At 57.6% G+C, this 24335-nt stretch carries 26 protein-coding genes; 14 read left to right on the top strand and 12 right to left on the bottom strand.

From position 1 onward, the window contains the following. Positions 1–4 precede the first annotated feature (4 nt). The 9 genes from hpaI to yjiA all read left to right on the top strand — a co-directional run bounded on the left by hpaI (position 5) and on the right by yjiA (position 10028). Entirely contained in the window at positions 5–802 is a 798-nt protein-coding gene (hpaI, locus tag V1572_RS05775) for a 4-hydroxy-2-oxoheptanedioate aldolase (protein ID WP_045907712.1), read from the top strand. 21 nt (positions 803–823) lie between these two features. Then, positions 824–2176: a 4-hydroxyphenylacetate permease gene (hpaX, locus tag V1572_RS05770; RefSeq protein ID WP_063622611.1), complete on the top strand. Its 1353-nt coding sequence runs from the start codon at positions 824–826 to the stop codon at positions 2174–2176. Further along, positions 2148–3038 (top strand): 4-hydroxyphenylacetate catabolism regulatory protein HpaA, encoded by an 891-nt coding sequence (gene hpaA / locus V1572_RS05765; RefSeq protein WP_048028628.1) that lies wholly within the window; start codon positions 2148–2150, stop codon positions 3036–3038. Before hpaX ends, hpaA begins: the two co-directional genes overlap by 29 nt. Before the next feature lie 196 nt (positions 3039–3234). Next, positions 3235–4797 carry a 4-hydroxyphenylacetate 3-monooxygenase, oxygenase component gene (gene hpaB / locus V1572_RS05760; protein ID WP_008501307.1) on the top strand — a complete coding sequence of 521 codons (1563 nt, stop codon included), beginning with the start codon at positions 3235–3237 and terminating at the stop codon, positions 4795–4797. Positions 4798–4814: 17 nt separating this feature from the next. Beyond that, positions 4815–5324 (top strand): 4-hydroxyphenylacetate 3-monooxygenase reductase subunit, encoded by a 510-nt coding sequence (locus tag V1572_RS05755; RefSeq protein WP_045907710.1) that lies wholly within the window; start codon positions 4815–4817, stop codon positions 5322–5324. Positions 5325–5501: 177 nt separating this feature from the next. Next, positions 5502–6419, top strand: coding sequence for a helix-turn-helix transcriptional regulator (locus V1572_RS05750; protein ID WP_395299776.1), 918 nt, complete (start codon positions 5502–5504; stop codon positions 6417–6419). Positions 6420–6610: 191 nt separating this feature from the next. Beyond that, complete coding sequence (locus tag V1572_RS05745) at positions 6611–8764, top strand: carbon starvation CstA family protein (protein WP_223539976.1); 2154 nt, start codon at positions 6611–6613, stop codon at positions 8762–8764. Positions 8765–8860: 96 nt separating this feature from the next. Next, positions 8861–9064: a YbdD/YjiX family protein gene (locus V1572_RS05740; protein WP_003856610.1), complete on the top strand. Its 204-nt coding sequence runs from the start codon at positions 8861–8863 to the stop codon at positions 9062–9064. Between the two features lie 10 nt (positions 9065–9074). Then, complete coding sequence (gene yjiA / locus V1572_RS05735; protein WP_063622614.1) at positions 9075–10028, top strand: GTPase; 954 nt, start codon at positions 9075–9077, stop codon at positions 10026–10028. 68 nt (positions 10029–10096) lie between these two features. On the opposite strand, the gene V1572_RS05730 is transcribed toward yjiA, so the two are convergent. Beyond that, positions 10097–11455, bottom strand: coding sequence for an esterase-like activity of phytase family protein (locus V1572_RS05730; protein ID WP_325819197.1), 1359 nt, complete (start codon positions 11453–11455; stop codon positions 10097–10099). Between the two features lie 411 nt (positions 11456–11866). Between V1572_RS05730 and V1572_RS05725 the strand changes: the two genes are divergently transcribed. Then, the gene (locus tag V1572_RS05725) at positions 11867–12412 is read left to right on the top strand and encodes a YfaZ family outer membrane protein (protein ID WP_047746519.1); all 546 of its coding nucleotides are present in this window, start codon (positions 11867–11869) and stop codon (positions 12410–12412) included. Next, positions 12412–12732, top strand: coding sequence for a hypothetical protein (locus V1572_RS05720; protein WP_008501314.1), 321 nt, complete (start codon positions 12412–12414; stop codon positions 12730–12732). The genes V1572_RS05725 and V1572_RS05720 overlap by 1 nt, the downstream gene beginning before the upstream one ends. A gap of 45 nt (positions 12733–12777) precedes the next feature. On the opposite strand, the gene V1572_RS05715 is transcribed toward V1572_RS05720, so the two are convergent. Further along, the gene (locus V1572_RS05715; protein WP_126287586.1) at positions 12778–14148 is read right to left on the bottom strand and encodes an NAD-dependent succinate-semialdehyde dehydrogenase; all 1371 of its coding nucleotides are present in this window, start codon (positions 14146–14148) and stop codon (positions 12778–12780) included. A gap of 151 nt (positions 14149–14299) precedes the next feature. Here V1572_RS05715 and V1572_RS05710 point away from each other — a divergent pair, with 151 nt between their 5' ends. Both V1572_RS05710 and V1572_RS05705 read left to right on the top strand, forming a co-directional pair. Further along, positions 14300–15043 (top strand): AraC family transcriptional regulator, encoded by a 744-nt coding sequence (locus V1572_RS05710; protein WP_395299775.1) that lies wholly within the window; start codon positions 14300–14302, stop codon positions 15041–15043. A 47-nt stretch (positions 15044–15090) separates the two neighbouring features. Further along, positions 15091–15717 carry a LysE family translocator gene (locus V1572_RS05705; protein ID WP_395299774.1) on the top strand — a complete coding sequence of 209 codons (627 nt, stop codon included), beginning with the start codon at positions 15091–15093 and terminating at the stop codon, positions 15715–15717. A 21-nt stretch (positions 15718–15738) separates the two neighbouring features. Here V1572_RS05705 and tssD read toward each other — a convergent pair whose 3' ends face one another. The 3 genes from tssD to V1572_RS05690 are packed head-to-tail and all read right to left on the bottom strand — an operon-like array spanning position 15739 to position 17105. Beyond that, entirely contained in the window at positions 15739–16230 is a 492-nt protein-coding gene (gene tssD / locus V1572_RS05700; RefSeq protein ID WP_047072552.1) for a type VI secretion system tube protein TssD, read from the bottom strand. Beyond that, the gene (locus V1572_RS05695; protein WP_196352446.1) at positions 16231–16743 is read right to left on the bottom strand and encodes a hypothetical protein; all 513 of its coding nucleotides are present in this window, start codon (positions 16741–16743) and stop codon (positions 16231–16233) included. Next, positions 16743–17105, bottom strand: a complete 363-nt coding sequence (locus V1572_RS05690) for a tlde1 domain-containing protein (protein WP_395299773.1) — start codon at positions 17103–17105, stop codon at positions 16743–16745. The genes V1572_RS05695 and V1572_RS05690 overlap by 1 nt, the downstream gene beginning before the upstream one ends. 242 nt (positions 17106–17347) lie before the next feature. On the opposite strand from V1572_RS05690, the gene V1572_RS05685 reads away from it, so the two are divergent. Then, positions 17348–18619 carry a DUF445 domain-containing protein gene (locus V1572_RS05685; protein WP_063622629.1) on the top strand — a complete coding sequence of 424 codons (1272 nt, stop codon included), beginning with the start codon at positions 17348–17350 and terminating at the stop codon, positions 18617–18619. Here V1572_RS05685 and V1572_RS05680 read toward each other — a convergent pair. The 7 genes from V1572_RS05680 to V1572_RS05650 form a co-directional block, all read right to left on the bottom strand. Next, positions 18616–19692 carry a DUF2955 domain-containing protein gene (locus V1572_RS05680; protein ID WP_395299772.1) on the bottom strand — a complete coding sequence of 359 codons (1077 nt, stop codon included), beginning with the start codon at positions 19690–19692 and terminating at the stop codon, positions 18616–18618. The genes V1572_RS05685 and V1572_RS05680 overlap by 4 nt on opposite strands. Further along, positions 19682–20749 (bottom strand): HlyD family secretion protein, encoded by a 1068-nt coding sequence (locus V1572_RS05675; RefSeq protein WP_090393039.1) that lies wholly within the window; start codon positions 20747–20749, stop codon positions 19682–19684. The genes V1572_RS05680 and V1572_RS05675 overlap by 11 nt, the downstream gene beginning before the upstream one ends. Beyond that, entirely contained in the window at positions 20746–21216 is a 471-nt protein-coding gene (locus V1572_RS05670; RefSeq protein ID WP_024908312.1) for a MarR family winged helix-turn-helix transcriptional regulator, read from the bottom strand. Before V1572_RS05670 ends, V1572_RS05675 begins: the two co-directional genes overlap by 4 nt. A 146-nt stretch (positions 21217–21362) precedes the next feature. Further along, on the bottom strand, positions 21363–22058 hold the full coding sequence (locus V1572_RS05665; protein ID WP_126534236.1) for a helix-turn-helix transcriptional regulator: 696 nt from the start codon (positions 22056–22058) through the stop codon (positions 21363–21365). Further along, positions 22051–22428, bottom strand: a complete 378-nt coding sequence (locus V1572_RS05660; protein ID WP_196347042.1) for an amino acid-binding protein — start codon at positions 22426–22428, stop codon at positions 22051–22053. Before V1572_RS05660 ends, V1572_RS05665 begins: the two co-directional genes overlap by 8 nt. Then, positions 22421–22744, bottom strand: coding sequence for an antibiotic biosynthesis monooxygenase family protein (locus tag V1572_RS05655; protein WP_126534234.1), 324 nt, complete (start codon positions 22742–22744; stop codon positions 22421–22423). The genes V1572_RS05660 and V1572_RS05655 overlap by 8 nt, the downstream gene beginning before the upstream one ends. A gap of 152 nt (positions 22745–22896) precedes the next feature. Beyond that, a complete protein-coding gene (locus V1572_RS05650; protein ID WP_395299771.1) occupies positions 22897–24312 on the bottom strand; it encodes an aldehyde dehydrogenase family protein in 1416 nt (471 codons plus the stop codon). Between the last annotated feature and the right edge of the window lie 23 nt (positions 24313–24335).

The following is a 24335-nucleotide window of genomic DNA, read 5'->3' as shown; positions in this document are numbered from 1 at the left end:
CACGATGCAAAACGCATTTAAAGCGGCGCTGAAAGCAGGCCGTCCGCAAATTGGGTTATGGCTGGGGCTGACCAGCAGCTACAGCGCCGAGCTGCTGGCCGGAGCAGGATTCGACTGGCTGCTGATCGACGGCGAGCACGCGCCGAACAGCGTGCAGACCGTCTTAACCCAGCTGCAGGCTATCGCCCCTTATCCCAGCCAGCCGGTGGTCCGCCCGTCGTGGAACGACCCTGTGCAGATCAAACAGCTGCTGGACGTGGGTGCGCAAACCCTGCTGGTGCCGATGGTGCAAAACGCCGACGAAGCGCGGCTGGCGGTACGTGCCACCCGCTACCCGCCTGCGGGCATTCGCGGGGTGGGCAGCGCCCTGGCGCGCGCGTCGCGCTGGAACCGCATTCCCGATTACCTGCAGCAGGCCAACGACGCCATGTGCGTGCTGGTGCAGATTGAAACCCGCGAGGCGCTGAAAAATCTGCCGCAGATCCTGGACGTGGAAGGCGTCGACGGCGTGTTTATCGGCCCGGCGGATCTGAGCGCCGACATGGGCTTTGCCGGCAATCCGCAGCACCCGGAAGTGCAGGCCGCCATTGAGCAGGCGATCGCGCAGATACGCGCTGCCGGTAAAGCTCCCGGCATCCTGATGGCGAATGAACCGCTGGCAAAACGCTATCTTGAGCTCGGCGCGCTGTTTGTTGCCGTCGGGGTCGACACGACCCTGCTTGCCCGCGGCGCGGAAGCGCTGGCGGCACGCTTTATCGAAACACCGGTTACGTCAGTTCATAACAATAAATCCGTCTACTAAACGTAAGATCTGGAGCGCACCATGACGACCTCTACCCTGCAAACCCATGATAATAAAGCTGTTGAACACCGCGTCATTCACAAGCTGTTCCGACGCCTGATCGTCTTTCTCTTTATCCTGTTTGTCTTCTCGTTCCTCGATCGCATCAACATCGGCTTCGCCGGGCTGACAATGGGTAAAGATCTGGGCCTCACGTCAACCATGTTTGGCCTGGCCGCGACGCTGTTTTACGTCACCTACGTGCTGTGCGGCATCCCGAGCAACATCATGCTGGCGAAGATCGGCGCACGCCGCTGGATCGCCGGGATCATGGTGGTATGGGGTATTGCCTCTACCTGCACCATGTTCGCCACCAGCCCCGAAACCCTTTACGTCCTGCGCATGCTGGTGGGCATTGCCGAAGCCGGTTTCCTGCCGGGTATTCTGGTCTATCTCACCTGGTGGTTCCCGGCCTATCACCGCGCCCGCGCCAACGCGCTGTTTATGATTGCTATGCCGGTCACCATGATGCTCGGCTCGATCCTCTCCGGGTACATTCTGGCGATGGACGGACTGTGGAACCTCAAGGGCTGGCAGTGGCTGTTCCTGCTGGAAGGACTGCCGTCGGTGGTGCTCGGCGTGGTGACCTGGTTTTACCTCAACGACACGCCGGATCAGGCCACCTGGCTGGATGAGGACGAAAAGCAAGCGCTCAAAACGATGATCGCCCGCGAGCAGGAGGTCGCGATTGCCCAATCCGTCACGCCGCGTTCGACGCTGCGCGAGGTGCTGACCCCGGCGGTGCTGCTCTACACGCTGGCCTACTTCTGCCTGACCAATACACTGAGTGCGATCAACATCTGGACGCCGCAGATCCTGCAAAGCTTCAACACGGGCAGCAGCAACATCGTCATCGGCCTGCTGGCGGCGATCCCGCAGTTCTGCACCATCCTCGGGATGATCTGGTGGAGCCGCCGTTCCGACAGGCTGAAAGAGCGAAAAAAGCACACCATCCTGCCGTACCTGTTCGCCGCGGCGGGATGGATGCTGGCCTCCGCGACGGATCACAGCCTGATCCAGCTGCTTGGCATCATCATGGCCTCAACCGGATCGTTTACCGCCATGGCGATATTCTGGACCACGCCGGATCGGGTTATTAGCCTGCAGTCCCGCGCGGTGGCGCTGGCGGTGATCAACGCCATCGGCAACGTCGGCTCCGCCGTCAGCCCGCTGCTGATTGGGATCCTGCGCGACGCGACCGGCAGCTTCAGCTCGGGGCTGTGGTTTGTGGCCGGGCTGCTGGTGGTCGGCGCGCTGGTGCTGACGCGCATTCCGATGACGCAGCGGGATCAACAGAGGAACGATCATGTGCCAGAACCCTATCGCCAACATTGATATCAGCAAGGAGTACGACGAAAGTCTGGGCACCGACGATGTGCACTACCAGTCGTTCGCCCGCATGGCGGCCTTTTTTGGCCGCGACATGCAGGCGCATCGTCACGACCAGTACTTTCAGATGCACTTTCTCGATACCGGGCAAATTGAGCTCCAGCTCGACGATCACCGCTATTCGGTGCAGGCGCCGCTGTTTGTCCTCACCCCGCCGTCGGTGCCGCACGCGTTTATCACCGAATCCGACAGCGACGGTCACGTGCTGACGGTGCGCGAGGATCTGATCTGGCCGCTGCTGGAGGTGCTCTACCCCGGCACGCGGGAGGCCTTTGGCCTGCCGGGGATCTGCCTCTCGCTTGCCGACAAGCCGGACGAGCTGGCGGCGCTGAAGCACTACTGGCAGCTGATTGCCCGGGAATCCACGGAGCAGCTGCCCGGGCGCGAGCATACCCTGGTCCTGCTGGCGCAGGCGGTGTTTACCCTGCTGCTGCGCAACGCGAAGCTCGACGACCACGCCTCAGGCGGCATGCGCGGCGAGCTGAAGCTGTTCCAGCGCTTTACCCAGTTGATCGACACCCACTACCACCAGCACTGGACGGTGCCGGAATACGCCAGCGAGCTGCACCTGACCGAATCTCGCCTGACCGATATCTGCCGCCGCTTCGCCAACCGTCCGCCAAAACGCCTGATCTTCGACCGCCAGCTGCGGGAGGCCAGACGCCTGCTGCTCTTCTCCGACAGCACCGTCAGCGAGATTGCCTGGCAGCTGGGGTTCAAAGATCCGGCCTATTTCGCCCGCTTTTTTAACCGCTTAGTGGGATGCTCGCCCAGCGCGTATCGGGCGCAGAAAGTACCGGTTTCCTGAACGCATCACGGTTCGTAGGGCGGGTAAGCGCAGCGCCACCCGCCAAAAAGCCGCACAGATCACAAAACCACATCCCACCCGAAAAGTACCCGTCGTTGTCCCAATCGTCCCTTCACGTTACGTCCCTCTCAGGCTTCAATTAAACAACAAAAACAAAACATAAATTTAACAAACCTATTCCGATACGAGGTCCCCTATGAAGCCTGAAGAGTTCCGCGCTGATGCCAAACGTCCGTTAACCGGTGAAGAGTATTTAAAAAGCCTGCAGGACGGTCGTGAGATTTATATCTACGGCGAGCGCGTCAAAGACGTCACCACCCATCCGGCATTTCGCAATGCGGCGGCCTCCATCGCGCAGATGTACGACGCGCTGCACAAGCCGGACATGCAGGACACGCTGTGCTGGGGCACCGACACCGGCAGCGGCGGCTATACCCACAAGTTCTTCCGCGTGGCGAAAAGCGCCGACGACCTGCGCCAGCAGCGCGATGCCATCGCCGAGTGGTCGCGCCTGAGCTACGGCTGGATGGGCCGCACGCCGGACTACAAAGCCGCGTTCGGCTGCGCGCTAGGCGCTAATCCGGCCTTCTACGGCCAGTTCGAGCAGAACGCCCGGAACTGGTACACCCGCATTCAGGAAACCGGCCTGTACTTCAACCACGCCATCGTTAACCCACCGATCGACCGCCACAAGCCAGCGGACGAGGTAAAAGACGTCTACATCAAGCTGGAGAAAGAGACCGACGCCGGGATTATCGTCAGTGGCGCAAAAGTGGTGGCAACCAACTCCGCCCTGACCCACTACAACATGATCGGCTTCGGTTCCGCGCAGGTGATGGGCGAAAACCCGGACTTCGCGCTGATGTTCGTCGCGCCGATGGATGCCGAGGGCGTGAAGCTGATCTCCCGCGCCTCCTACGAGATGGTGGCAGGCGCAACCGGATCCCCGTACGACTATCCACTCTCCAGCCGCTTTGACGAGAACGATGCCATCCTGGTGATGGATCACGTGCTGATCCCGTGGGAAAACGTGCTGATCTACCGCGATTTCGACCGCTGCCGCCGCTGGACGATGGAAGGCGGCTTTGCGCGAATGTACCCGCTGCAGGCCTGCGTGCGCCTGGCGGTGAAGCTCGACTTCATCACCGCCCTGCTGAAGAAATCCCTGGAGTGCACCGGCACCCTGGAGTTCCGCGGCGTGCAGGCGGATCTCGGCGAAGTGGTTGCCTGGCGCAACATGTTCTGGGCGCTGAGCGACTCCATGTGTTCCGAAGCCACGCCGTGGGTCAACGGCGCGTATCTGCCGGATCACGCCGCGTTGCAGACCTACCGCGTGATGGCCCCGATGGCCTACGCGAAGATCAAGAACATCATCGAGCGTAACGTCACCTCCGGGCTGATCTACCTGCCGTCCAGCGCCCGGGACCTGAACAACCCGCAGATCGATCAGTATCTGGCGAAATACGTGCGCGGCTCCAACGGCATGGATCACGTCGAACGCATCAAGATTTTGAAACTGATGTGGGATGCCATCGGCAGCGAGTTTGGCGGTCGTCACGAGCTGTACGAAATTAACTACTCCGGCAGCCAGGATGAGATCCGCCTGCAGTGTCTGCGCCAGGCGCAGAGCTCCGGTAACATGGACAAGATGATGGCGATGGTCGACCGCTGCATGTCCGAATACGACCAACACGGCTGGACGGTGCCGCACCTGCACAATAACAGCGATATCAACATGCTGGATAAGCTGCTGAAATAGCGCAGCGGGAGGTTTTCATGCAATCAGAACAACGCCTGCGTTTTCGCGACGCGATGGCCAGCCTGTCGGCCGCGGTCAATGTTGTCACCACCGAGGGTGAGGCCGGACGCTGCGGCATCACCGCCACCGCCGTCTGCTCGGTCACGGACACCCCGCCGTCGGTGATGGTATGCATCAACGCCAACAGCGCCATGAACCCGGTATTCCAGGGCAACGGCAGGCTGTGCGTTAACGTGCTGAACCACGAGCAGGAGATCATGGCTCGCCATTTCGCCGGGATGACCGGTATGACGATGGAGGATCGCTTTGCCCTCTCCTGCTGGCAGAAAGGCCCGCTGGCGCAGCCGGTGCTCAAGGGCGCGCTGGCCAGCCTTGAAGGCGAAATAAGCCAGGTGCAAACCATCGGCACGCATCTGGTTTATCTTGTTGAAATTAAAAACATCATCCTGAGTGATGCGGGCCACGGCCTGATCTACTTCAGGCGCCGTTTCCACCCGGTCATGCTGGAGACGGAAGCCGCCGTGTGATCTCCCTCGCGCTGGCCTTTTTTCCGGCCAGCGCCGCTTTCTACAAAAACTCCTAAGGTTTCCGCTAAATCACGCCGTTATATACCCATAAGAGAAATTTTCTGTGCCTGAATACTGACAGGTTGTGTCAGTGCACCCGCATCATTCAGCGCATGCCTATATATACAGGATGACCTTATGGCTAAAACGACGCGGAGCCGCTCGGCTGAACGTCTGGTCGATATTCTCCTTGAGCTACATTTAAACGGTGTGGTAAACCGCAGTGCGCTAATGGAGAAATTTAAAATTACCGAGCGCACCGTCTATCGGGATTTAAATGCACTCTCTCCCATTGTTGAACATACCGGTAACGGGCTATATCGTCTGATTCATTCTGCACAATCGCCCGGCGGACAAGGATTGCACCACACTCTGGCTAACTTTCTGAATGCCGACAGCTTTTTCCCTGAAAGAAATACGGAATTCTGGCAAAAGCTTGAAACGCGCGTAGACGAAAACCATATTCTTATTCTTGGTAATGAAGCGGAACACACGTTAGAACGCGATATTCGCCGTCATTTAACGAAAGTCGAGAAATCGATTAAAAACCATAATGTTTGCCAGATCGTTTATAAGGGCAAAACCCGCCTGATTAATCCCTATAAACTCATTAACAAAAAAAATATATGGTATTTACAAGCCACCGAAAATAGCCGGCTGAAATCCTTCTCATTGAGCCAGATTAGCTGGTTTGATATTCAGAAAACGACCTTCACTCCTGAAGAAAATGTCCTTGAGCTGCTGGAAAAAAGCCTTGATCCCTGGGTGTCCGAAGATACTTTCTCAGTGAAAATATTCATTAAAGATAATATTTCACATTACTTCCTGCGCCGCGATCTTCTGCCGGAACAGGAGCTGCTGGAGGAGCAACAGGGCGGCGTCACGCTGCGCTGCCAGGCGGCCCACGAGAACCAGATCCTGCCGCTGCTGTTCTACTGGCTCCCCCATATTCAGATACTGGAACCAAGCTGGCTGAAGGAGAAGCTCATCAGGACGCTGGAAAGCTATCTGGCCGTGGAGCGTACCCCGAATAATCAAGTGATCTCAATCACATAATTTCGCCCACTGGCGGCGAGCCGAAACCGCTCGTCGCCGCCTTTGACCGCTCACCCGGCACTTTCAACCACTCATTCATTTACCGTCCTTTACGCGCGCGTTGATCTGGCACGATCGCTCCAGCATTAATCAATACCTCCTCACAACGAACCCTGACCCTTTTTTCTTTACATAAAAAACCAGGTCTTACTATGGATACTAAAAAACTACTGAAGCACGTGCCCTGGGCCTTACTCGGGATCCTCGGCGCTTTTTGTCTGGCGGTTGTCGCATTACGCCGGGGCGAACACGTAAGCGCCCTGTGGATCGTGGTCGCGTCGGTTTCCGTCTATCTTGTGGCTTATCGCTACTACAGCTTATACATCGCGCAGAAGGTCATGAAGCTCGACCCGACGCGTGCCACCCCGGCGGTCATTAACAATGACGGCCTGAACTACGTGCCAACCAACCGCTACGTGCTGTTTGGTCACCACTTTGCCGCGATCGCCGGTGCGGGCCCGCTGGTCGGCCCGGTACTGGCCGCGCAGATGGGCTACCTGCCGGGTACGCTCTGGCTGCTGGCGGGCGTGGTGCTGGCGGGTGCGGTGCAGGACTTTATGGTGCTGTTTATCTCTTCTCGCCGTAACGGCGCCTCTCTGGGTGAGATGGTCAAAGAGGAGATGGGCCGCGTGCCGGGGACTATCGCCCTGTTCGGCTGCTTCCTGATCATGATCATCATCCTTGCGGTGCTGGCCCTGATCGTGGTGAAAGCGCTGGCCGAAAGCCCGTGGGGTGTCTTCACCGTCTGCTCTACCGTACCGATTGCGCTGTTCATGGGGATCTACATGCGATTCCTGCGTCCGGGACGCGTGGGCGAAGTGTCGGTGATTGGTATCGTGCTGCTGGTCGCCTCCATCTACTTCGGCGGCGTGATTGCGCACGACCCGTACTGGGGCCCGGCGCTGACCTTCAAGGACACCACCATTACCTTCGCGCTGATTGGCTATGCGTTTATCTCCGCGCTGCTGCCGGTCTGGCTGATTCTGGCCCCGCGTGACTACCTGGCCACCTTCCTTAAAATCGGCGTTATCGTCGGTCTGGCGATCGGCATCCTGCTGATCAACCCGGATCTGAAAATGCCTGCGGTAACGCAGTACATCGACGGTACCGGTCCGCTGTGGAAAGGCGCTCTGTTCCCGTTCCTGTTCATCACCATTGCCTGCGGTGCGGTCTCCGGCTTCCACGCCCTGATCTCCTCCGGTACCACGCCTAAGCTGCTGGCGAACGAGAAAGACGCACGTCTGATCGGCTACGGCGCGATGCTGATGGAGTCCTTCGTAGCGATCATGGCGCTGGTTGCCGCGTCCATCATCGAACCGGGTCTGTACTTTGCGATGAACACCCCACCGGCGGGTCTCGGCATCACTATGCCTAACCTGCATGAGATGGGCGGCGACAACGCGGCGCTGATTATGGCGCAGTTGAAAGACGCCAGCGCACACGCGGCGGCGACCGTCAGCTCCTGGGGCTTCGTGATTTCGCCTGAGCAGATCATGCAGACCGCGAAAGACATCGGCGAACCGTCCGTGCTGAACCGCGCCGGTGGCGCACCGACGCTGGCCGTCGGTATCGCACACGTGTTCCACAAAGTGCTGCCGTGGGCGGACATGGGCTTCTGGTACCACTTCGGTATTCTGTTCGAAGCGCTGTTCATCCTGACCGCGCTGGACGCCGGTACCCGTGCGGGCCGCTTCATGCTGCAGGACCTGCTCGGTAACTTCGTGCCGTTCCTGAAGAAAACCGACTCTCTGGTGGCGGGCATTCTGGGTACGGCGGGCTGCGTCGGCCTGTGGGGCTACCTGCTGTATCAGGGCGTTGTCGACCCGCTCGGCGGCGTGAAGAGCCTGTGGCCGCTGTTCGGTATCTCTAACCAGATGCTGGCTGCCGTGGCGCTGGTGCTCGGCACCGTGGTACTGGTGAAGATGAAGCGCACCAAATACATCTGGGTCACCGTGGTGCCTGCGCTGTGGCTGCTGCTCTGCACCACCTGGGCGCTTGGCCTGAAGCTGTTCAGCGCCAACCCGCAGCTGGAAGGCTTCTTCTTCATGGCTAACCAGTATAAAGAGAAGATTGCCGCAGGCGGCGCAGACCTGACTGCACAGCAGATTGCCAACATGAACCATATCGTGGTGAACAACTACACCAACGCGGGTCTGAGCATTCTGTTCCTGGTGGTGGTGTACAGCATTATCTTCTACGGCATCAACACCTGGTTGAAAGTGCGTAACGCTGAAGGCCGCACGGATAAAGAAACCCCGTACGTGCCGGTGCCGGAAGGCGGCGTGAAGACCTCTTCACACCACTAAAACAATGGCGGGTGGCGCTGCGCTGACCCGCCCTACAACGGTACTGTAGGCCCGGATCGCTGCGCGCCACCGGGCTTTCTCTTATCAGGACACGTTATGTTTGGTAACTTAGGCGAAGCAAAAAAATACCTCGGTCAGGCGGCGAAAATGCTGATTGGCATTCCGGACTATGACAACTACGTTGAGCATATGAAGACCAACCATCCGGATAAGCCGTACATGACCTACACCGAATTCTTCCGCGAGCGTCAGGAAGCGCGCTACGGCGGAAGTGGAGAAGGCGGCGTCCGCTGCTGCTAAAGGAGAGACCATGACCCCGATTGCCGTTACCCTGCTGACCGGTTTCCTCGGCGCCGGTAAAACCACCCTGCTGCGCCACATTCTGAACGAGCAGCACGGCTTCAAAATCGCCGTCATCGAAAACGAATTTGGCGAAGTCTCCGTAGACGACCAGCTGATTGGCGATCGCGCCACGCAGATCAAAACCCTGACCAACGGCTGCATCTGCTGCACCCGCTCTAACGAGCTGGAAGACGCCCTGCTGGACCTGCTCGACAGCCGCGATCGCGGTGAAATCGACTTTGACCGTCTGGTGATCGAGTGCACCGGCATGGCTGACCCCGGCCCGATTATTCAGACCTTTTTCTCTCACGAAATCCTCTGCCAGCGCTACCTGCTGGACGGCGTCATTGCCCTGGTCGATGCGGTCCACGCGGACGAGCAGATGAACCAGTTCACCATCGCCCAGTCTCAGGTGGGCTACGCCGACCGCATCCTGCTGACCAAAACCGACGTGGCGGGCGAAAGCGTTAAGCTTCGCGAGCGCCTGACGCGCATCAACTCCCGCGCGCCAATTTACACGGTGACGCACGGCGATATCGACCTGTCTCAGCTGTTCAACACCAACGGCTTTATGCTGGAGGAGAATGTCACCGCGAAACCGCGCTTCCACTTTATGGGAGACAAGCAAAACGACGTGGCGTCAATTGTGGTGGAGCTGGATTATCCGGTGGATATCAGCGAAGTCTCCCGCGTAATGGAGAACCTGCTGCTGTCGTTTGCCGACAAGCTGCTGCGCTACAAGGGGATGCTGTGGATTGACGGCGAGCCCAACCGCCTGCTGTTCCAGGGCGTGCAGCGCCTGTACAGCGCCGACTGGGACCGACCGTGGGGCGATGAACCGCCGCACAGCGTGATGGTGTTTATTGGTATACAGCTGCCGGAAGAGGAGATTCGGGCGGCGTTTGCGGGTCTGAAGAAATAGCCTCCCCGCTTAACTATGCGATCCGAACAATCCCCTCTCCCCTGTGGGGAGAGGGGTGAGCGGTAAACTTATTTCACCGCCTCCGGCAGCGTCACAATCCACAGCTCGCTGTCGGACTCCGGCTTCTTCAGCGGCTTCACGCTGAGCGTGGTTTCCACCGGTTTATCATCCAGCGTCAGCTTGCCTTCCGCGTTTACCCGGTAATCCTTGAGCTTCTTGCCCTCGACCGGGTTTTGCATCGCGACCTTCACGCCAAAATCGTTATCGTTCGCCACCGCAAGCGTTTTGCTGTCGATCAGCGCCAGCCCTTCAGCCTTCTCCTGCTGCCAGCCCAGCGCGCGGAGATCGACCACCTGCGTTTTTGACGCAAGGGTAATGCCGCGCTGCGCCAGGGTTTTCTCATCATCAAACTCTGGGTACTCGCCCGGCTTGTCAAAGGCGGAAAGATCGCTCGCCTTGCTGAGATCCACCTTGTAAATCAGGTTACGCATTACGTCGTTTTTATCGCTTCCCTGCTCAATCAGCAGGATGTGCTGATTATCGAGCGCCACGATGTCGCCGATTTTGGCGTCGCTATTTTTGTCGTAGGCCGCGCTGTCGATAGGGTAACCGTACATTGCGGTTTTGCCGGTCGCCGGGTCAAAGCTCACCAGACGGGTGAACAGCGCCTGCTTTTTGCTCTTACCGTCGATGTCCAGCGTGCTTTGCACCGCGGCGATAATCCGTCCGTCCGGCATCCGGGTCAGGCCTTCAAAGCCCCGGTTGGGCTGGCGCCATTTGATGATGTTTGGCAGACCGCCCGCGATAGATTTTTCCCCTTCCGCGGCCTGCGGCCCGTGGATCGCAAGGATTTTGCCTTTGCTGTCGACGTTAATCAGGAACGGGCCGTACTCGTCGCACAGCCAGTAGCCGCCTTTGCCGTCCGGCGTGATGCCTTCCGTATCCAGTCCGCGGTTGTCACCCTTGAGCGTCTTTAAGGTATCGCTGAACGCCACTTCATTGGTGGAACCAATCACGCCGCTTTGCAGCGGCAGACCATTAATCTCACCTTTATCGTCATGCAGCGGGCGGGCATCAACCGCCTCCGCTTTGCCGTTCTGGACGCGGATGGTCATCAGCAGCGGCGCGAAATCTGGCGTGACAAATATTTTGGCTTCGTTTTTACCCATTTTTGGCGCATCGGCGTTGGGACCGCGATCGGTCACGGTCGCAAACGTCAGGGCATCGCCCTGCTTGCCCGTAAACAGCAGGCCAGAACCAATCCCCACCGGGAGCCCATTCGGAAACGCATCGGCAAACGCGCCGCTGTATTTCACATGGGAGCCCTCAGGGAAGCTGACGACATAGCGCTCAGCGGTAGGCTGTGCCGCCAGGCCAGAGAAAGAGAGCGCACAACCGATAAGCACAGGAATAATTTTTCTTTTCATATTGTTAGCATCCAGTAAGTGAAGCCAACAACGTAAAGAATAAACGTGTCAGAAAAATGACATGGAAAGGCAATCGGCATGGGTGAGTGAACGTATATTCATTGCCCGGAAATGTAAGTTTATGTTGTATTGTGTGTCATCTGAAATACTTTTGGAAATTATTAGAAACTCAATTAATTCGCCTCTAATCACTATCCCTTCCTCGTTCAGTTTATGTTTAGTCAAAAAATTAAACGATGCCTAAACGTCCAAACATCACGCATTGACACCTCGACAATCAAACATCGATGCAACATTTCAAATAAAAAAGTTAACAATATCAGTATAAAACAGCGACCTTCATCACATTTGCAGTCATAAACATCGCTTGTTAAGGTGCCCCCAGATGAATTTAATGACGAGGCATAAAACATGAAAAAACTGAATATCCTTCTTCTTTCTGCTCTGACCGCCCTCTCGGGTTCAGCTCTGGCAATGGGTGGCAGCATTGAGCAGGGTAAAAACTTTACCAACCTCAACCTGGAAATGGGGAAATCCTCATCCGGCCTGTATGCCGAAAGCAACTGGCTTAAAAACACCGATGACGGTACCCAGACCGGCGGCGTGGGCGCAGGCTACAACCTGGAAGTGGGCCCGGTAATGCTGAATGCGGGTGCCAAAGCCATCTACATCGGCCCGAAAAAAGGCGATAACGGCGTGGCGTTCCCGATCGGCGGCGGCGTAAACGTTGCCCTGACCGACAGCATCCACGTGTACGGTGAAGGCTACGTGGCGCCAGAAGGGCTGAACAACAGCGTGAAAAACTACGTGGAAGCCAACGGTGGCGTAAGCTGGACGCCGATCGCGCCGGTGACCCTGAAAGTGGGCTACCGCCACGTGAGCGTTGATGGTAAAGACGGTCGTCCGAACCACACGCTGATTGACGGCGCATATGTAGGCGGTGGAGTCACCTTCTGATGAAACACCGCATGACCGCGCTTTGCGTTCTGAGCCTCACGCTGATGCTCACCGGCTGCGTCCAGTACAAATGGGTGAAACCGGGCGTCAGCGACGCGGAAATGAATAAAAAGCTCACGGAATGCGAAGCGCAGGCACTGATCGATCTTCCCCCGGATAACGTGGTTACCGGTTCGAGCTCGGAAAAAACGGACAAATCGAAAAAGAAAAAGGATATTTCCACGAGCTACACGGTTGAAGATGCGAATGAATATCGCCGGGATACGCTGGTTGACAGCTGCATGTTTAAAAGCGGCTGGGACAAGATCGAAGTGCAATAATCACCTTAAAAAAACCTGCCGGCTGGCAGGTTTTTTTATGATCTCTTACTGACGCACCACCACCAGCTTCTGGTTCACAAACTCTTTGATCCCCAGATCCGACAGCTCGCGTCCGTAACCGGAGCGCTTCACGCCGCCGAACGGCAGTTCTGGCGCGGTATCGGTAAGCCAGTTGATGTACACCATCCCGGTCTCGATCCGCGACGCCATTTTCTTCGCACGCTCGATATCCTGACTGAATACCGCCCCGCCCAGGCCGTAGTGGGAGTCGTTCGCCAGCGCGACTGCCTCGTCGTCGTTTTTCACCACGTACATCTGTGCTACCGGGCCGAAGAACTCTTCAAAGTACGCCGGGTTGTCGCGCGAGATGTTCGTCAGGATCGTCGGTTCAAAAAAGCTCCCGTCGCGCTGCACCGGCTTGCCGCCATAGTGCAGCGTCGCGCCGTTTTTCACCGCCTCGTTAACCTGTTTGGTCAACGTTTCAAGCGCATCTTTCGACGACAGCGGCCCCAGCGTGGTGCTTTCGTCTAGCGGATCGCCAATCTTCACCTGCTTAAACGCCTCGGTGAATTTGCTCAGGAAGGCATCCGCGATCTTTTCATGCAGGATAAAGCGCTTCGCCGCGGTACAGACCTGCCCGGCGTTGTTGAGACGCGCATTCACGCCAGTCTTGACGGCTTTGTCCAGGTCCGCATCGTCCAGCACCACGAACACGTCGTTACCGCCCAGTTCAAGGGTAGATTTCTTGATGTGCTTCGCCGCCTGTGCGGCCACCACGCTACCGGCTTTTTCGGAGCCGGTTAATGCGGCACCCTGCACGCGATCGTCGGCAATGATGTTTGCCACCTGCTCGGACGAAATAAACAGGTTAGTCCATGCCCCTTCCGGCGCCCCCGCCTCGCGCACCAGGTGGGCAAAGGTCTCGGCGCAGTGCGGCACGATGCTGGCATGCTTGGCGATCACCGGGTTGCCCGCCGCCAGGTTTGGTGCCAGGACGCGCATCAGTTGGTAATACGGGAAGTTCCACGGCTCAACGGCCATCAGCACGCCGATGGGGTGGTGCTCCACCCACGCTTCCCCGAGTTCGGATTGATACTTCACCGGGGCCAGGAACTGCTTCGCGTTGTCAGCGTAATAGCGGGCAATCTGCGCGCACAGCTTCACTTCGCCGCGGCTCTGTTCGATGAGCTTACCCATCTCCTGGCTGGCGATTTTCGCCAGATCCTCGGTGCGCTCGTCGATCAGATCGGCAAGCTTATGCAGCACCGGCAGGCGCTGGCTGATGTCGCCTTTCGCCCAGTCCGAATGGTAAAGCGCATCGGCCGCCTTCAGTGCCGCTTCGATATCCGCGTCGGTATGTGAGGGGTATTCTTTGATGAGCTGGTTAGTGGCAGGATTTACTGTCTGATAAGCCATGTCGAATCTCCTTGTTTTACCGCTTAGGGTATTAAGGGTAGTCAACATGACTGGCCGTGGACGTAAAGTTGGGTATATCCGGAAGGTTCTTAATGAAGCGCTGCCAGACGGTTCGCTGACGTGGTATAAAAAACGTCCAGAAGGAGGGCATATGACCGTTACCCGACACATCCGGCAGACTTTTCACCGCGCCTCAGGCCTTGAGCTGCGCAGCACGTGGCAGAGCACGCAGGCGTACAAACGCCACAGTCACCCTCAGCTCTCTATCGGCGCGATTATGGAAGGCCAGACCTGCTGCATTTGTCATGACAAAGAATACATCCTTAACCCCGGGGACCTCATTGTGATCCCGGCCTCTGCGCCGCACAGCTGCAACCCCGTCGCCGGGCAACCGCGCAGCTACCATATGCTCTATATCGACACCGATATTCCTCTGGCGCTCCAGGTGATTCGCGACCCTACGCTGTTTAAGCGCTACCTTGATATTGTTGAGATGATGTCGCCTGTATCCGTGGATACGCTGCTTTCAGCCCTGCCCCGCTGCGTGGAAAACGCAGATGCGCTTCGCTCAACCAGTCAGCACGTGCGGCAGGCGTTTCTTGCCGACCTGGCCGCACCGCCTTCGCTTGACGAACTTGCCCAACGATTCTCGCTGCGCAAGGAGACGCTGATCCGCACCTTCCGGCAGGATACCGGCCTGACGCCGGGCAGCTTCCTCAACATCTCCCGCGTGGAGTTCGCCAAAGCGCGGCTACGTGCCGGGGACGACATCGCCGACGTCGGCTACCAGAGCGGCTTTGCCGACCAGAGCCATTTTCATAAGACCTTCGTCAGCTATACCGCCGCCACGCCGCGCCAGTACGCCACGGGCCGATCAATAACAGACAATAAATAACGTTGGCATCACCGTAGCCTGACCTCAGATTGTTAACCGAGGTTGCTATGGAACTGTTCTTCCCTTCTGCTTTTCTCGCCCTGGCGCTGGCGCATTTTGTTGCGCTGTTGAGCCCGGGGCCGGACTTCTTCCTGCTGGTGGGCTACGCGGCGCGCTACCGACTGCGCGGCAGCGCCGGATTGTGCGTCGGCATCGCCGCGGGTAACGCGCTTTATATTGTTCTGGTGATTATCGGCTGGAGCGCGCTGCGCCAGTTTGCATGGCTGTTTACGCTGATAGAGCTTTGCGGGGCGCTGTATCTGCTGTGGATCGGCTCGCATCTGGTGCGCAGCCAACCGCAGGCGATGAGGCTGAATGAAACCCGTCAACACTGCCCCTCGCTGCGCAAGCAGATCCTGCTGGGGCTCGGTTCGGCGCTGTTAAACCCGAAGAACGCGCTGTTCTATCTGGCGCTGATGACGGCATTGCTGGGGCCGGACGTGACGCTGCTTCAGCAGGCAACGTGCGGCGTCTGGATGGTGATGGTGGTGCTGGCGTGGGATCTGGCTCTGGTGTCGATGATGGGGCTATCGCCGGTGCAACAGAAGCTCAGCCGTGCGCTGTGGTTGATAGAGCGCACGACGGGGGTGGTGCTGATGGGGTTTGGCGGGTGGGTGCTGTGGCGGGTGATATGAAAGAATCTTATCAGCCGTTTTCTATGCCCCTAACCGATAATCCCAGTCATCCGAATGAATAACGTTACCGTCACGGTAATGCCAGGTAATTTTTTCATAACGAAGCAAAACAAGCTCAAGATGCCCCTGTTTTTCATGGTAAGTCTCTTTCACGTCATGCATTAATGAAAACACCGTGACGACCTTCACCGCTTCCAGCGTTATCGTGAAATAGATTTCTTCCTGACCGGCATCATTGATTCTGTACAGGTCGATAGTCGCTTTCCTGAACGTACCGCCCGTGCTGAGTGCTTTATAGAGAAAAACGCTGGAGGCATCAATTTCCTTCTCAATCAGAAAGGGACGATGCTGGCGTTTGCTCAATGCTCTGCCATTATGCAGGTCAGAATTATAGCTTACGTTATGATAGAGCCCTAAAACCTCAATCTGGTTTTCACGGTCTTTAACTTTCACGCTGCCTTTTATGCTATTACCCGCATCGTCAGTTAATGACATATATCCCGGAATGGCCATTTACATATCCTTATCGAATGGAACAGAGTGTTCAACAGTCGTGATCATAATAGCGAGACATCTTTTACCCTCCGGACTTTTTATTTTGAACATCTCCCTGATTGAATCCACAACAAGTTTATTACTCTCTGCCTCCGTTTCGGGGAAATTCGCAAACGCGCAAATTTGTTCAACAGTGAGTAACGGTTTATCGTCTTTTAAGATTGCTAAGACACCTACAGGGTTATGTGGGATGGCTTCAGAAAGCGCCGCCTTTAAATCTTCAGCCGTACTGGCGTCCACTCCGGGTTCAAGGGCACTCGCCACGGCTAACCATGCCTGAGTTCCTTTACTTATCTCTGGTATGACATGATTCCACCATTCCGACTCACCCGTATCATTTGAATCCAGTTCCGCTACAACAGACATGGCGCCTTTGCCGTTTATCATCTGCAAGATCTGTTCAGGAGTGTGGTTTTTGGCAAATAAACCCATCGGTAAACACAAGAAGAATAGCGCAATAATATACTTCATTATCGCACCACCAGTATTGTATCACCCGAATCATAAATCATATGACGTTTGTCCTGACCGTTCATAATGATGCAACCTGCTGATGCAGAACCTGGCGACTGGCCTTTTTTATCACCGTGAATTTGAAAATGATCTCTACCAAAGGTATTAGTCCCCGCTATAGGTTCAAGAATAATGGCTTCAGCACTTTTATGATTATTCCACCCGGCAATAAAATAAATACCTCTTGGAATGGGGCCTCTGTTTCGTTGACTTTCACACTCTGGCTTATCTTTCGATTCACCCGCACCGCTGTAGCAGTTAGCGACAAAGACACCATTATGATTCAATACCCCTGTCGAAACTTTATATTCCCATGTCATCAATACCGTCTCCTTTCATAAATAGTCCTTTATCTTATGGCTAACAGGAGCGTTAAAATGACTACGACGGTCACAAAACATTACGTCCGAAAATAAATAAGCACAAAAAATATAGAAAAATTAATAATGGAAAATTTAGATGTATATATTTTATATATAGACGCCATTTGTTCACACTGAGAATGCGTCTCCCCCTTAACCAGTTTTTGCACTTTTGGTTCACTTGCCTCTATCCTTAACCCATGGAAAAAATAGCTGAACTCAAACGCGCCAAGCTGCTGGCGCTGTCGCTGCTGCTGGTTGCCGCCGCGGCCTTTATCACCACCCTGTTCCTGCCGCAGACCTTTTGGGTGCGCGGCGTCAAGGCCATTGCCGAGGCGGCAATGGTCGGCGCGCTGGCGGACTGGTTTGCGGTCGTCGCGCTGTTCCGCCGGGTGCCGATTCCCTTTATCTCCCGCCATACGGCGATCATCCCGCGCAATAAAGACCGGATCGGCGACAATCTCGGCCAGTTCGTGCAGGAGAAGTTTCTGGATACCCAGTCGCTGGTGGCGTTGATCCGCCGCTATGAACCTGCCCAGATGATTGGTGCCTGGTTCAGCAAGGCTGACAACGCCCAGCGCGTCGGGCTGCATCTGATGCAGGTGATGAGCGGTTTTCTCGAGCTGACCGACGACGGACGCATTCAGCGCCTGCTCAAACGCGCGGTGCATAAGGCCATCGACAAGGTCGATTTCACCGAAACCAGCGCCGTAATGCTGGAGAGCATGACCAAAAACAACCGCCATCAGGTGCTGCTGGACACCATCATCAACCGACTGATTACCCTGATTCAGCGGGAAAGCACGCGGGACTTTATCGCCGACCAGATCGTCCACTGGCTCAAAACCGAGCATCCCCGCAAAGCGATGGTGCTACCCACGGAGTGGCTGGGGGATCAGAGTGCGGAGATGGTATCGAACGCGGTCAACACGCTGCTGGACGATATCAGCCACGACCGCACGCACCAGATCCGCCAGGCGTTTGACCGCGCCACGCTGAAGCTTATCGACAACCTGAAAAACGATCCGGACATGGCGGCCAAAGCCGACAACATCAAGCATTACCTGAAAAACGATGAGGCGTTTAACCGCTATCTGGGCGAGATGTGGGCCGATCTGCGCCAGTGGCTGAAGGCGGATATGCAGAGTGAGGACTCGCGCGTGAAGCAGCGCATCGCCAACGCCGGGCTGTGGTTCGGTGAAACGCTGACGAACGATGCGAACCTGCAGGCCTCGCTGAACGAGCATCTGGAGCAGGCCGCGCACCGCCTCGCGCCGGATTTTGCTGCGTTCCTGACACGCCATATCAGCGACACGGTGAAAAGCTGGGATGCCAAAGACATGTCCCGCCAGATTGAGCTGAACATTGGCAAGGATCTGCAGTTTATCCGCGTCAACGGCACCCTGGTGGGCGGGACGATTGGCCTGATCCTGTTTTTACTCTCGCAGCTGCCTGCCGTGCTGGGACATTAATCCGCTTTGGGCTGCGCGATGACGTAGCGCGTCGCCTCGAAGCGGTTCAGGATCAGGTGCACCAGAAAGACCATCGTCAGCGTCGCCACCAGCGAAAAGGTAACGGAGGTGATGCGGTACAGATCGCTGAACACCAGGTCAGTGTCCGGGTGCATGTTCTGCCCGAACATTATCCCGATGGTGGTGATGCTGGAGAAGCCCACGCCCGCCCCCACCTTCTCCATCACGTGGAGTCGCGCACCAAACGCCAGCCCAAGGCCGATCAGCGGCATCATCAGCAGCATATGGCTGCTGTGATCGTAGAGGATCAGCTGCACCACCAGAATATAGAGACAGCCCAGCACCACGCCGACCACGCGCCAGATGGAGCTCATCACCGCGCCGCGATAGTGCATCGGGAACAGGATCAAAATCCCTGCCATCAGCGCCGAAAGCGAATCGCTTAAGTCGCTGATCTGAAAAACGACGAATATCAGCGTCGCGACGGTACCGGAGAGCAGCGACTCGTGGCGCACGCGGGCGTCGTCTTTCTCAATCAGCGGCGGCGGCTTGCGGGGTTCCACATCCGGCAGAAGATAGTTCATCAGCGCGCTCAGGCACACCGCCATTACGCTCGCTTCGATGTTGGAAAACAGCAGCGTGTGCCAGTTGGTGGTGGGGTAGCTCATAAAGTTGAGCATCACGCTCTGGCACACCACGCCCATCGAACCGAACAGAAACAGCGGGCCTTTACTCATAAAGCGAAAGCGCATCACGTACAGGGCAAAGACCACCAGCGTCATGATGATCGGCCATTGCGACAAATAGCCGATGATAATCACCATTTCGACGCAGTTGAGCGATGCGCTGAAGATAAACTGCTTCGCCACGTGGCGGTTAAACACCGGCACCAGCGAAAGCAGCATGATCGGATAGACCACGAAAAAGACGCCGTAGCTGGTGTTATAGAAACTGGAGATGCTGAGCGCAATCATCCCGGCAAAGACGATGCGCAGGGTCTGGCGAAAGTCGTTTGCCGTATAGACGATGTTGCCGTGCGGGGTAAAGACCCGCGCCAGGGTACTAATAGACATAGTGAAGCAGGCTTACCAGGTGGATCTGCATCCCGGAGAAGAAGCGCGCAAACGGCCCTTCGCTGTTGTAGAGCTGCACGGTCGCGCGGGCGCCGGTCGGCAGATGCTTCGGCAGCGCCTCGTCCAGCGTCACGTGAATGCGCATGCGCTGGGCGTCGCGCACCCAGCGGTTGGAGGTTTCCGGCTCGGAGAGTTGGCCGTTAACGGCCTCCTGACCTGCCAGGATCCCCGCGTCGCTGCTGGTGACGTGGGCGCGGAAAACGTGTCCCGGGAAGGCATCAAACACCACGGCCGCATCGGTGCCCTGATGGGTATGGCGCAGGCTCTTCTCACGGAAATCGGCCACGATATCGGTCTGGTTGTTCACCAGCGCCAGCGCGGCGGAACCGGATGAAGCGTAGAAGCCGGGGCTCAACTGCAGGTTACTGACCGTGCCGTCCGCCTGGGCGTAGACCTTCGTCCAGCCGAGGTTCAGCTCTGCTTCATCCAGCGCGTTACGGTATTTTTGCAGCGTCACGTTGCGGTGCTCGTCCCGCTCGCCGCGCTGGATACGCAGGTTCTGAATGTTGGCCTGAATTGAGCTGACGGACTGTTCGCTGCTCTGCCAGGTCGTGCGGACTTTATCCAGATCCGCCTGCGAGACGTTCTGCAGCGTGCTCAGCTTCTGATAGCGATCAAAAGTCACTTTGTCGTTACGCGCGGTCAGCACGGCGGTTTTCAGGCTGGCCTGCGCGGCGGCGATCTGCGCATCCAGCTGTTCGTTGGACAGGCGTGCCTGCTCAAGCGCAATTTGCGCCGCTTCCACCTTATTGCGAAACGGCGTGTCATCGAGCTCAAACAGCAGATCGCCTCTCTTCACCTGGCTGTTGTTGTGGACATGTACCGCCGCCACGTAACCGGAGACGCGCGGAGACACCGGCGTCACCACGCGCATCACGGTGGAGTCCGGCGTCAGCGGGATCCAGATATCCGCGACGATAAAGTAGACAAACATCAGCAGGAAAGAGGCAATACTCACCCTTACCCAGCGGGCAAACTTTTGTTCAGGGGTCATTATTTTTCGGTCTTGTTATCTTCTTCGCGGATTGTCCGCAAATTGCAGGCGATTTGATTCAACGTGGCGCTGAAAATGTCGAGATGTTCCGGCGCGATGTTTTGCGATACGCGCGCCTGATACGTCTCAATGACCTGAGTGAGCCTTTGTAACAGGGCTTTTCCCTCAGGCGTCAGCGTCAGAAGCCGGATGCGCTTGTCATAAGGCGATACAGCGCGCAGCAGGTACCCCTGCTTTTCCAGCTGTGTCAGGGTGCGCATCAGCGGCGGCAGTTCAATGCCCTGCACCTCCGCCAGCTCACTCATTGAGACGTTATCCCCGAGCTGATGAAGCTGCATCATCACCGTCCAGCTCGACTGGGTTAACCCGGTATCGAGAATGGCCTCGTCGATGACGGCACGCCACTGGCGCACGATCATCGCCATCCGCATGCCCATTGGCCTGCGGCAGAACAGTTCTTCTTCACTCATGGGGAAACCTCTCGTCACACACGGTCAAGATAATAGTTATCAGGGTAACTATCAAGAAACGAGAGGCGAAAGCGCAGGAATTGCGAAAGGTGTTACTGGAGGCGATGTACGCGTAGGCCCGGTAAGCGCAGCGCCACCGGGCGTTTTTAGCGGCTAAAAAGCCTCTTTACAGCGGCCTTCCCCGACGCCGTCACCACCACCTCCCGATACCCCGCCACCCGCTGGATCCAGCCTTTACTTTCCAGATGGTCGAGCAGCAACGCGCCGGCTTCTCCGCCCAGGTGAAACCGCCGCTCGCTCCAGTCCAGGCAGGCGCAGCAGGCCTTCCGGCGCGGATGCGCGCTTAACGAAATGCCGAGCGTCAGGAACTGCTCCCGGCCATAGAGTGTCAACGCTGAACCGTCAGCCTCCAGCCAGCCTTCCGCGTGCATGAAATCATAGATCTGCACCGCCACCGCGCCTGCGAGATGGTCATAGCAGGTCCTGGCTTCACGCATGGCTTTCGGCGCGGTGGTTTCCGGCGGGGTAATGCGGCTCCACGAAAGCCCCATCATCTGCTCCACCAGCGCCGCCACGTCGTGCCCGGCAAGACGATAATAGCGATGCCGCCCTTGCGACAGGCAGGTTATCAGTTGCCCTTCAAGCAGCCGGGCGAGATGCCCGCTGGCGGTCGACGGTGCGACATCTGCCGCCGCGCTCAGCTCAGTGGCCGTCCACGCCCGCCCGTCCATTAGCGCACAGAGCATCTTCACGCGCGACGGATCGGCCATTGCAGCCGCCACCGCGGCAATCGCCTTTTCCAGCATCGCGCTGTTGTCAGGGGGTAAACTCGTCTTAAGCATGGGCCGCCCAGGGTTCGGTGATCTCTGCGGCCAGCTTATCATCATCCGTCAGCAGAATAAGGTGATTCGCATGGTCGCTGTACTGAGTCAGGATAGACACACCGCGTGCCGCCAGTGCCGCCGCGATCTCGCCCAGCTCGCCAGGGCGTTCCTGCTTAAGCTTTCTGATCACCGGCTTTCGCACCGCCTGCACGATAAACCCGGCGTCGAGCAGCACGCGTCGCGCTTTTTCCCCGTCTTCCACCAGGAAATGGGCATGTGTACCAAATACGCCACCGCCCTCCAGCCCCACGCCGTTGCGGCCCAGCAGCTGTCCAAAGCGCGCCAGCTCACCCGGGATATCGCGAAAAATGACATGAACGTCATACATCGGCATGCCCTCCGGTTTCAGAGGTATATTCCCGCACGACCTGCGCCACCCGAATGCGGTAGTACGCAAAAATTGACTCACGCCCTTCGGCCTGCGCCGCCTGATGAAAGACGTTCTGCTTCCAGCGGCGGACGGCGTCTTCATCCCGCCACCAGGAAAGGGAGAGGATTTTGCCGTCGGTCGTCAGGCTCTGGAACCGTTCGATATCAATAAAGCCGTCGATGTCCGCCAGCAGCGGCTTAAGCTCTGCAGCAAGCTGAAGATAGCGCGCCTGATGGGCAGGCGCGGCTTTGGCTTCGAAAAGGACTGCGATCATGGTTTTCTCTCCGTTGTGATGTTGGGGAGAGAATGCAGGAGGGAAAAGCACAATGCTTCGGCAAGGAGCGAAGTGTTGTGCCGGATGGCGCTGCGCTTATCCGGCCTACGGGCTCATGTAGGCCCGGTTAGCGTAGCGCCACCGGGCGGGTTTTAACCCACCATCGACCTCGGCTCCATAAACGCCCGAATTCCCCACTCGCCCATCTCGCGCCCCAAACCGGAGTGCCTGAAGCCACCGAACGGCGCTTTCGGTTCATGAGCCAGGGTATTCACCAGCACGCGGCCGGAAACAATCTGCTGCGCCACGCGTCGTGCGCGGTCCACATCGCCGCCCAGCACCATCGCGCTCAGGCCGTAGTCGGTGTCGTTGGCAATGGCGATCGCCTCCGCCTCGTCACGATAGGGGATCACGCACAGCACCGGACCGAAAATCTCGTCGCGGGCAATGGTCATCCGGTTGTTCACGTCGGTAAACAGCGTCGGACGCACAAACCAGCCGTCCTGCGCGCCGTCCGGTCGTCCTTCACCGCCCGCCAGCAGGCGTGCCTCCTCTTCGAGGCCTTTACGGATATAGCCCTGCACCCGCAGCCACTGCTTCTCGCTGACCATCGGGCCGACGTCTGTCGCACTGTTGCGCGGATCGCCGGATTTCACCGCCGCCACGGCTTGCGCCAGCGCGGTTTCGATCTCCTCCTTACGCGAGTAAGGCACAAGAATGCGCGTCCCAGCCACGCACGCCTGCCCGCTGTTCATAAACCCGGCCTGGATCACCAGCGGGATCGCCTGCGCCAGATCCACATCATCCAGCAGGATCGTCGGTGATTTACCGCCCAACTCCAGCGTCACGCGCTTAAAGCTTTCCGCCGCGTTGCGCAGGATCGCCTTGCCGGTATTCGTGGAACCGGTGAACGAGATTTTCGCGACGTCCGGATGACGGCTAATCGTTTCGCCCACCGTCTCGCCGCGTCCGGTGACGATGTTAAACACGCCCGGCGGCAGTGCGGCGTCGCGCAGCGCTTCGGTGACAATCTGCGTTTGCAGGGCGCTCATTTCACTCGGCTTGATGACCGCCGTGCAGCCCGCCGCCAGCGCGGCCGCCAGTTTGCCGCAGATAAACCCCGCATCGCTGTTCCACGGCGTAATCAGCCCGGCCACACCGAGCGGCGTCATCTGCACCATTGCGGCACCTGCTGGGGTGACAAACTCAAACGCCTCAAGCGCCTCGATGGCCTGAGCAATCACCTCTGCCGGATAGCTTGCCATCCATGCCGAGCGCGAGGCGGGCGCGCCGTACTCCTCGACAATGGCGTCCAGCAGCGCATCGTGACGGGCGGCCACGGCGGCGTGCATGCGCTTCAGCGCGGCGATGCGTTCCTGCTTTGTGGTCTGCGACCACGCCGGAAACGCCGCTTTTGCCGCCGCGATAGCGCGTTCAGCGTCAACCTCATCCGCCAGGCGAACCTGGCCTATGACCTGCGCCGTCGCGGGATTGTACAAATCAAACCGTTCGGTACCGTGCGGGGTAACAAACTCGCCGTTAATAAAGATCTGTTCGATAGTGTGCATATAACCCTCCTCAGGCTGTGTGA

This window comes from Enterobacter quasiroggenkampii (assembly GCF_043972695.1).
Lineage (GTDB): Bacteria > Pseudomonadota > Gammaproteobacteria > Enterobacterales > Enterobacteriaceae > Enterobacter > Enterobacter quasiroggenkampii.
This window is presented reverse-complemented; position numbering and strand designations above follow the sequence as displayed.

What these genes read in the sequence shown, in the direction of transcription:
- hpaI (WP_045907712.1), top strand. Translation starts at nt 5, where the DNA reads ATGCAAAACGCATTTAAAGCGGCGCTGAAAGCAGGCCGTCCGCAAATT.
- hpaX (WP_063622611.1), top strand. Translation starts at nt 824, where the DNA reads ATGACGACCTCTACCCTGCAAACCCATGATAATAAAGCTGTTGAACAC.
- hpaA (WP_048028628.1), top strand. Translation starts at nt 2,148, where the DNA reads ATGTGCCAGAACCCTATCGCCAACATTGATATCAGCAAGGAGTACGAC.
- hpaB (WP_008501307.1), top strand. Translation starts at nt 3,235, where the DNA reads ATGAAGCCTGAAGAGTTCCGCGCTGATGCCAAACGTCCGTTAACCGGT.
- V1572_RS05755 (WP_045907710.1), top strand. Translation starts at nt 4,815, where the DNA reads ATGCAATCAGAACAACGCCTGCGTTTTCGCGACGCGATGGCCAGCCTG.
- V1572_RS05750 (WP_395299776.1), top strand. Translation starts at nt 5,502, where the DNA reads ATGGCTAAAACGACGCGGAGCCGCTCGGCTGAACGTCTGGTCGATATT.
- V1572_RS05745 (WP_223539976.1), top strand. Translation starts at nt 6,611, where the DNA reads ATGGATACTAAAAAACTACTGAAGCACGTGCCCTGGGCCTTACTCGGG.
- V1572_RS05740 (WP_003856610.1), top strand. Translation starts at nt 8,861, where the DNA reads ATGTTTGGTAACTTAGGCGAAGCAAAAAAATACCTCGGTCAGGCGGCG.
- yjiA (WP_063622614.1), top strand. Translation starts at nt 9,075, where the DNA reads ATGACCCCGATTGCCGTTACCCTGCTGACCGGTTTCCTCGGCGCCGGT.
- V1572_RS05730 (WP_325819197.1), bottom strand. Translation starts at nt 11,455, where the DNA reads ATGAAAAGAAAAATTATTCCTGTGCTTATCGGTTGTGCGCTCTCTTTC.
- V1572_RS05725 (WP_047746519.1), top strand. Translation starts at nt 11,867, where the DNA reads ATGAAAAAACTGAATATCCTTCTTCTTTCTGCTCTGACCGCCCTCTCG.
- V1572_RS05720 (WP_008501314.1), top strand. Translation starts at nt 12,412, where the DNA reads ATGAAACACCGCATGACCGCGCTTTGCGTTCTGAGCCTCACGCTGATG.
- V1572_RS05715 (WP_126287586.1), bottom strand. Translation starts at nt 14,148, where the DNA reads ATGGCTTATCAGACAGTAAATCCTGCCACTAACCAGCTCATCAAAGAA.
- V1572_RS05710 (WP_395299775.1), top strand. Translation starts at nt 14,300, where the DNA reads ATGACCGTTACCCGACACATCCGGCAGACTTTTCACCGCGCCTCAGGC.
- V1572_RS05705 (WP_395299774.1), top strand. Translation starts at nt 15,091, where the DNA reads ATGGAACTGTTCTTCCCTTCTGCTTTTCTCGCCCTGGCGCTGGCGCAT.
- tssD (WP_047072552.1), bottom strand. Translation starts at nt 16,230, where the DNA reads ATGGCCATTCCGGGATATATGTCATTAACTGACGATGCGGGTAATAGC.
- V1572_RS05695 (WP_196352446.1), bottom strand. Translation starts at nt 16,743, where the DNA reads ATGAAGTATATTATTGCGCTATTCTTCTTGTGTTTACCGATGGGTTTA.
- V1572_RS05690 (WP_395299773.1), bottom strand. Translation starts at nt 17,105, where the DNA reads ATGACATGGGAATATAAAGTTTCGACAGGGGTATTGAATCATAATGGT.
- V1572_RS05685 (WP_063622629.1), top strand. Translation starts at nt 17,348, where the DNA reads ATGGAAAAAATAGCTGAACTCAAACGCGCCAAGCTGCTGGCGCTGTCG.
- V1572_RS05680 (WP_395299772.1), bottom strand. Translation starts at nt 19,692, where the DNA reads ATGTCTATTAGTACCCTGGCGCGGGTCTTTACCCCGCACGGCAACATC.
- V1572_RS05670 (WP_024908312.1), bottom strand. Translation starts at nt 21,216, where the DNA reads ATGAGTGAAGAAGAACTGTTCTGCCGCAGGCCAATGGGCATGCGGATG.
- V1572_RS05665 (WP_126534236.1), bottom strand. Translation starts at nt 22,058, where the DNA reads ATGCTTAAGACGAGTTTACCCCCTGACAACAGCGCGATGCTGGAAAAG.
- V1572_RS05660 (WP_196347042.1), bottom strand. Translation starts at nt 22,428, where the DNA reads ATGTATGACGTTCATGTCATTTTTCGCGATATCCCGGGTGAGCTGGCG.
- V1572_RS05655 (WP_126534234.1), bottom strand. Translation starts at nt 22,744, where the DNA reads ATGATCGCAGTCCTTTTCGAAGCCAAAGCCGCGCCTGCCCATCAGGCG.
- V1572_RS05650 (WP_395299771.1), bottom strand. Translation starts at nt 24,312, where the DNA reads ATGCACACTATCGAACAGATCTTTATTAACGGCGAGTTTGTTACCCCG.